Here is a 6,650-nt window from a genome sequence, read left to right as displayed (position 1 = left end):
AATAGGCAATCACCTCTACATCCATTGTAGAACTGCGATTGCCTATTTGACATATACTCGTTTACTTCCCGCTTACGCTTAAAATAAATCAGTGATGATGGTTTCAGTGTAGTAGGCGTTGTTTGGTGTTTGGAATTTCGCACCACCATCTTTTTCAAAAAGTTCTAACGCTGCTACAGCATTCATGCTCGTCTGCACTTTTAAAGGTGTCAGAGTTGGATTTGCCGCTTTCGGTGCTAACGTTTGTCTTTTTCCTAAGCTATCTAAGAAAACCATTTTTAGTTGTTTAGCCATTTTCATCTTCCTTTCTGTTATTTAAATAATTAGCGGGTGTAACGAGTCGCCACGGTGCCTACGCAGTATTCCAACATGTAATCGACATCTTGTAGATCCGCGATGATGTCGGCAAAATCCAACATCTCTTCACCAGTCGCGCCTTCCTTCACATCACTAAAGCTTTCTTTGTGGAGTTTCTCTACCCCAGCTACGTGCATCAAAAGTTCTACTTTGCTACTTTCAAAAATTTCATTCATGATGTTGCCCTCCTTTATTTTTCTGTCAGACGTCTTGACATAAAGGTATACGAAATTTTTTCGTGATATGTTTCGTTATTAAATAAAAAATCTTTGGGGAAAGAAAAAAGCCAGACAGTGGGGTGTCTGACTAGTTGTTAAAAGCTACTATGAGTAATAAAAACTTAAGTTCTTTCATGAATTGACGATACCTTAATCTTATTTATCCTAGATTCTGAAAGAATTTGATTTTCTTGTAAAATTGGTCCATAGACCACTGCTTCACCTTTTAGTAGTGTTTTTAACATTGTTTCAACTTCTTTTTTATCATTACTAGTAGTAGTAATGGATTTCGCTATAGCAGATGTTTGTGCATCTGGTGGTAAAAAATGAATTTGTTCAGCACTATTATAAATTGCAGAAGCATCATTTCCTTTAATTGAATCCAACGATTGTGTTGCAAAAATTCCAGATAGCCCAAATTTTCTTCCCTCACGTAAGATTTTTACTGCTGGAGACGAACTACTAAAATCTAAATTTTGCACTTCATCTAACACTAAAGGAATTGGATATTCAACTGTTCCTTCTCTATTTGCATATTGATACAAATCCCACAAAAGAAATTCAATAAGAACCTTTTGAATATTAGCCTGATATCCTTTTAATTGAAAAATATTTATTATCCCATTTTTCCCGAAAATATTATTCCAATTTACAGCTTCTTTATAAGAAAATGGATCTCGTGACAGTAAAGTGTTAATACGCCCATATAAGGTTTGCATATTTCGATCTTCACTGTTGCGTAATGTAGAAGCAAGATTGGTAAAAGTGTATTTTTCTCCGAATTCATTAAATCCATTTAATATGCAGTCTGACAATAGCGTTCTTTGTTGAACACCCAAATCATAAACAAAGTCTATTATTTGAACTACTCGATCCACCATATCCTGTGGAAGTTCTTTTCTTTTAAAATCTCCTAGATCAATTGTTTCTAACTTAAACGGATTAATTGGTAACCCCGATTGTATAATATACCGTTGTTTGATATTATGTTCAAATTTCGAAAAAAATACATCATCTAACTGGGTATTTAAAAAGCCATCAGTGTAGTCAATAACTAAGGAATTTATTCTGTTTTTTGAAAGTTCTGCTAAAAGCATTTGAACTAAATATGTTTTCCCTTGGCCAGATTTTCCCGTAATCAAAAGATGTCTGTTAGCTAAGTTTTTATTAGCATATTCCCAATAAACTTTATGCGTTGAATGCTTGACTGTTCCTAATAAAATTCGACCACTTGTACTTACAAGGTTACTTGTGTCACTTTCTTTTTTGTCCCCCAGCATATTATCAGCTACAATGATTTCTTTGTCTTCTAACATTTTTAAATCATTATAATTGACTTTTTTTGAGTGAATTTCCATTTCTTCTGGAATAGAATACTCTATTTCATAATTAGATATAGCATTATTTTCGGGGGATCCAACTTCTCCTTTATTTTGTTCCACTTCCATTTTTGAAGGCAATAGTACTTCTAAAAGACAAGCTTTGGGAAAATCAAATTTCCCCGTTTTTATTTTATTAATTATATTTCCCATTTTTTCTGCTACAACATTTCGAGTATCACTTTCTGGAACACGAAATATGGACACATTTTTTTTGTCTAAATCAGCTGATCGATATGCTTGATTCTGAGAGAGTTCGAAAATGATCCCTTCACCATAGAAATCTTTTAATTCATTCGAAAGATTATATTCTCCTACTTTCAACTTATTTTTAAGATTATTTGTATATTTTTTTGATTTTTCTTCTGAAATCAAACCACTGCTTATTAATTTCTCTAAATTTCCAATAAAAATAGATACAAAAAAATTACGATAATAATCTTTCATGAATTTATCTTCGTATTCAAAAAGATAGTCCTTAATTATTTTTGCTGTGTGTTTCACTTGATTTATTGCTTTTTTTGTAACACTTTCATTATTTATACCAACTTTAACTTCCACAGGAAGATAGTGTAATTTTATTTCTTTTTCTCTTAAATCAACTCCAATAAATAAAAGATCGTCACTTATAGATCCTTCTTGATTCAAATTTTTAGAACTGAATAAGCCGTCTTTCTTACTTAAACCTACCATACCAGACACTCTTATAATTTCTTCTAAAGAAATTGGTACCCAAATAAAGTCAGGATGGTCAAAAACTCCTAATAATTCTTTATATGCTGCTATAATGCTTAGCTTCTCTCGAAACATATTCGTATTTTGTCTTTTCTTGGACTTGTCAGAAATAATTTTAAGTAACCATGTTCCATTAATAACATTAAAATTTTTTATTACTTCATTTGTTTCAAAATTTTCTTTATTATTAAAAACGAGTTCTTCCAACAAGCGCTTATATTGCCTTGTATCTTTAGTCACTGTGAGCGATTCATATTGTCCAGTCGTATTTTGATCTGCGTAATGTATGACTAATATTTCGCCATTAGAATCATCATAAAAATAAGATAAATCGGCATCAATATTTAAAAAAGTTACCCAACTTGCATTATTTAGTAGAGGCGTAATCTCACTTTGCTGTAGTTGTGGAATATTATTTACTAATGTTTCTCCTTGTCGGTAAATATCTGTTGACTTATTCATTGAAGAAAGTAGTCCGTCCCAAACAGTTAAAAATTTAATAAGATTAGATTGTTTTTTTTCCACGATTTCCCCTAAACCAAATCCGTTCATATAAACGTCGCCATCTCTGTAATATTGTGGATTACTGATCAATCCGCCTATAGCATAATTTTTATCTAGTTTGTTCATTTTATACAAGCTCAAACCTTTTTGTTGTATAAACTGATAAAAAATAACGTGGAAATACACTCCTTGTTTTTCTAGTTCTTCTTTTTTTATACGATAAACATTTACTTTTTTTTGCATCAATTCAATGACTTCATGTTCATCAAATTTTTTTAATTTTCTGGGCGACTTCAATAAAAGGTTCAAACTATCCAAAGATCTAATCTGATAAAATTTTTTAAATAATGAATTTGTATCATTTTTTAACCCATCAAAATAAATATTAATAGGATTTATTTCATCTAGCGTGTTTACTTCTTCAAGTCTTTTAAATATAAAATTTATGATCGCGTCAAAAAAATTTTTTTCATCTACAATACAAAGTGCTGCTATATTAATTGCCATGTTTTTATTAGATTCAAATAAAAACTTATATTGCGTGATGTAATCATCAATTCGTTTAGCAATTATTCCTGTTCCTAAAGTTGATAGTTGTCGTTCCTGTATTTTATCAAAAGAAAGCCATCTCGGATACTGAGCTGAATATGAAGATTGATAGTCTCTATCATTAATTTTTATATATGGAATTAAAAATTGTGGATTAAGAGTAGCTAAGACATTCTCTTTAGGAATTGATCTTCCCTCTTTCAAATTGTTGCTAAGTTGTTTTTCTAATTCTAGTTGATACTGAATCATTAAGGGATTTAAAGGATTTAGCAAATATCCTTCATTTCTCTCCAAAACTCCAATTAAAGCTATATTTCTAACTTCATCTGTAGGTTTTTCAAAATTAATTAATTGACTACCTAAAACTTGATTAACAGAATTAATTATATTTTCTAATATTTTTTTATGTTCTTTATCTATGATGGCAAGAGAAGGTAACGTATTTTCTTTTTGATAGAATTCAAAAAGTTCTTCATATGCATCACTAATACTTTGAGGCAAACTTAGAGTTTTTCTCTCAACTTCACTAGAAATAATTTGACCATAAAGAATTCTATTTTCTAAAATTTCTTTTTCAGTAGTCAATCTCTTTTTATAATCTTCTCTTAGCGACAACGAACGTGACTGAGTAAAAACTTTCTCATCTTCAAACCTTAATTGAGCATCGCTTTTCAATCTTGTTCGTTCAATACTTATAGCTTCATAAGGGATTGGTTTTATACTTGTATCTAAAAATGATATTGGGAAAAACGTATTATCTAAGAATGCTTCTACGCGAGATCCTTCTTCTGTTGAAAAGTCATCACTTAAAACAATTCTGCAGTCCATGAGGTTTCTTGACTGTATCTCCAAAAAGTTAGAAATCACAATTTCATTTTCACCATTCCCAAAATAGTAATTATTAAAGTCAACTTGGGAAGAAATACCATAAAAAAAGCTTTTATCCTTTTTTAAGATTTCTATTTCAAAACTTGGTCGTAGGTGACTTATAGTTTGTAACGAAAAAGGAACAATCATAAAAGAAACCGTAAACCTTAGATTATTTAAATTACGATGTTGATATTGAATTGTACCACCATAAGTTTTTGAACTATCAAAATTTTCTACTTCGACAATTAATTTTTTACCTTTGCTAACAACATTTAAATCTTCTTTGTTTTTTTCATTTGACAAGATGTAACTATTTCCAAGAATTACCCCTCCTTTAGATACAGAATCATCGAAGGGAATCTCGAATGTAAATTTATCGTCAAACTCTCTGCTATTTTGAGAAGAAAAGATAAAAAAAGCTTTTTTTCTTTGATTGGCTCTAGTACCACTTTCTCGAAACCAAAAATTGTCATCGTCTTCCACCAGCTGATCAAAACAGAATGATAACTTTGTTTTTTTATTTTTTTCGTGATTTTCATTTCCTTTGCTAACATCGCTAAAATCTATTTTTTTCCATTCATCCGGCTTGCTCAATCTATTAATCAGCGTATCACCAGAAAAAGTTTCATTTAGCTTTTCTTTAATATCTAAAAGCCCTTGAAGTTTCTCGACAGATTGATACAATTTTCTGTTCATTTTCAAACGATCTTCAGCACTATCTGATGGAAATGTATTCAAAGCTTCATCTTTGAAATAACCCATTTCATTATAATCATCTTGTGTTATTTTTCCTTTTTCAATAATAGAAAAAGTAGTTTCATAATCTTTTAAAATAGCATTACCGCTATCAACCATTTCATTCAGATACAAAATTATCGCTTTTTGTTCATTTTTAGTTAAATTTTTTTCTGGAAGAATTTTTTCTTTGATTTCTTTATTAATATTTTTTGTGTCTAAGGGTGCATCCCGCTGACTAACATCGAAAGCTCCGCTAATAATCGAATCTAGCGGTTCCGAAAAAACAAATAAAACAGCTGTACCCTCCCATTCATCTTGATTAGCATTCACTTGATTCCTAACAGTGACCAAAAAATCCAATGATACTTCAGAACCTGGCGCTACAAAGAGAACTTCAACGTTATTAACAATTAGAGATATGGTTTTATATGTGTACTCGTTTGACACAAAATATCTTTTTCCGCTAAAATCCATCTGATCAATTGCTTGCATGAAATAAGATACATCTTCTTCGCTATCTAAAGTTGCGAAAAATTTATCTCCTGCCATAAGACTTTTTCTAGATTTCAACCACTCAATCAAACGATTCGCTAAAAATTCATAATATTGATTTAACATATTGTGCATCCCCACTGTCTGAGAGTTTTTCTAAGATATTAATTTCTTCAAAAAATTGAATGATACTCTTCTTCGTTTGCTTATCAAAAAAAATTCCTCGTTTTCCAAATTCAGCAAATAATTCATTTAATAGAATTTTAGATCTATTCCCAATGATAATTTCTACAAATAATAATATAAATTCTTGAGTTAAATTGAAAACATAACCTAATCTTCCTCTACTTTTAATTAAATTTAAACCAGAAAATTCGTCAAAAGACTTTCTATATCTTGACTTGGCCTCTTCTGGATTAAGTATTTCAATGAATTTTTTGAGTTGTAAAATTTGTTTTTTTATATCTAAAACTGAATCATAACCCTCACCAAGTTTATTAGCCAATAAAGAGTTAAATTCCATCAAATTTCTTCCTAAGATACCATAATTATCCACGTCTTGCATAATTTCCTCTAAAGTCTGGTACTTGTTTTTTTCGCTAAGTATGTTGAGGTAGTCCAGTAAATCATTATTAACTAGCAAATCTATCGAACTGTCTTTGAATAGTTTATATCCGTTGCTTACAGATTCACGGCTCATAGATACTTTCTCTTTATCGTAACAAAAAAACAGTCAAGTCCATAATCCTGTGTAAAAATTTTGATACAATGTTGACTCTGAAATAGATGGTGAGCTTGTAATAGTTGG

4 protein-coding genes are annotated in these 6,650 nt (G+C 30.4%); all 4 read right to left on the bottom strand.

Going from position 1 to position 6,650, the window contains the following annotated elements; translation table 11 throughout:
• Positions 1–78 precede the first annotated feature (78 nt).
• On the bottom strand, positions 79–294 hold the full coding sequence (locus FFM57_RS09655; RefSeq protein ID WP_170999963.1) for a DUF2922 domain-containing protein: 216 nt from the start codon (positions 292–294) through the stop codon (positions 79–81).
• Positions 295–323: 29 nt separating this feature from the next.
• Positions 324–533: a DUF1659 domain-containing protein gene (locus FFM57_RS09650; protein WP_137600312.1), complete on the bottom strand. Its 210-nt coding sequence runs from the start codon at positions 531–533 to the stop codon at positions 324–326.
• A 164-nt stretch (positions 534–697) separates the two neighbouring features.
• Positions 698–5,968 carry an ATP-binding protein gene (locus FFM57_RS09645; RefSeq protein WP_170999962.1) on the bottom strand — a complete coding sequence of 1,757 codons (5,271 nt, stop codon included), beginning with the start codon at positions 5,966–5,968 and terminating at the stop codon, positions 698–700.
• Complete coding sequence (dptG, locus tag FFM57_RS09640) at positions 5,949–6,542, bottom strand: DNA phosphorothioation-dependent restriction protein DptG (protein WP_137600310.1); 594 nt, start codon at positions 6,540–6,542, stop codon at positions 5,949–5,951. The genes FFM57_RS09645 and dptG overlap by 20 nt, the downstream gene beginning before the upstream one ends.
• Positions 6,543–6,650 lie beyond the last annotated feature (108 nt).

Source organism: Enterococcus nangangensis (assembly GCF_005405245.1).
In the GTDB taxonomy this organism is placed as follows: domain Bacteria; phylum Bacillota; class Bacilli; order Lactobacillales; family Enterococcaceae; genus Enterococcus_J; species Enterococcus_J nangangensis.
This window is presented reverse-complemented; position numbering and strand designations above follow the sequence as displayed.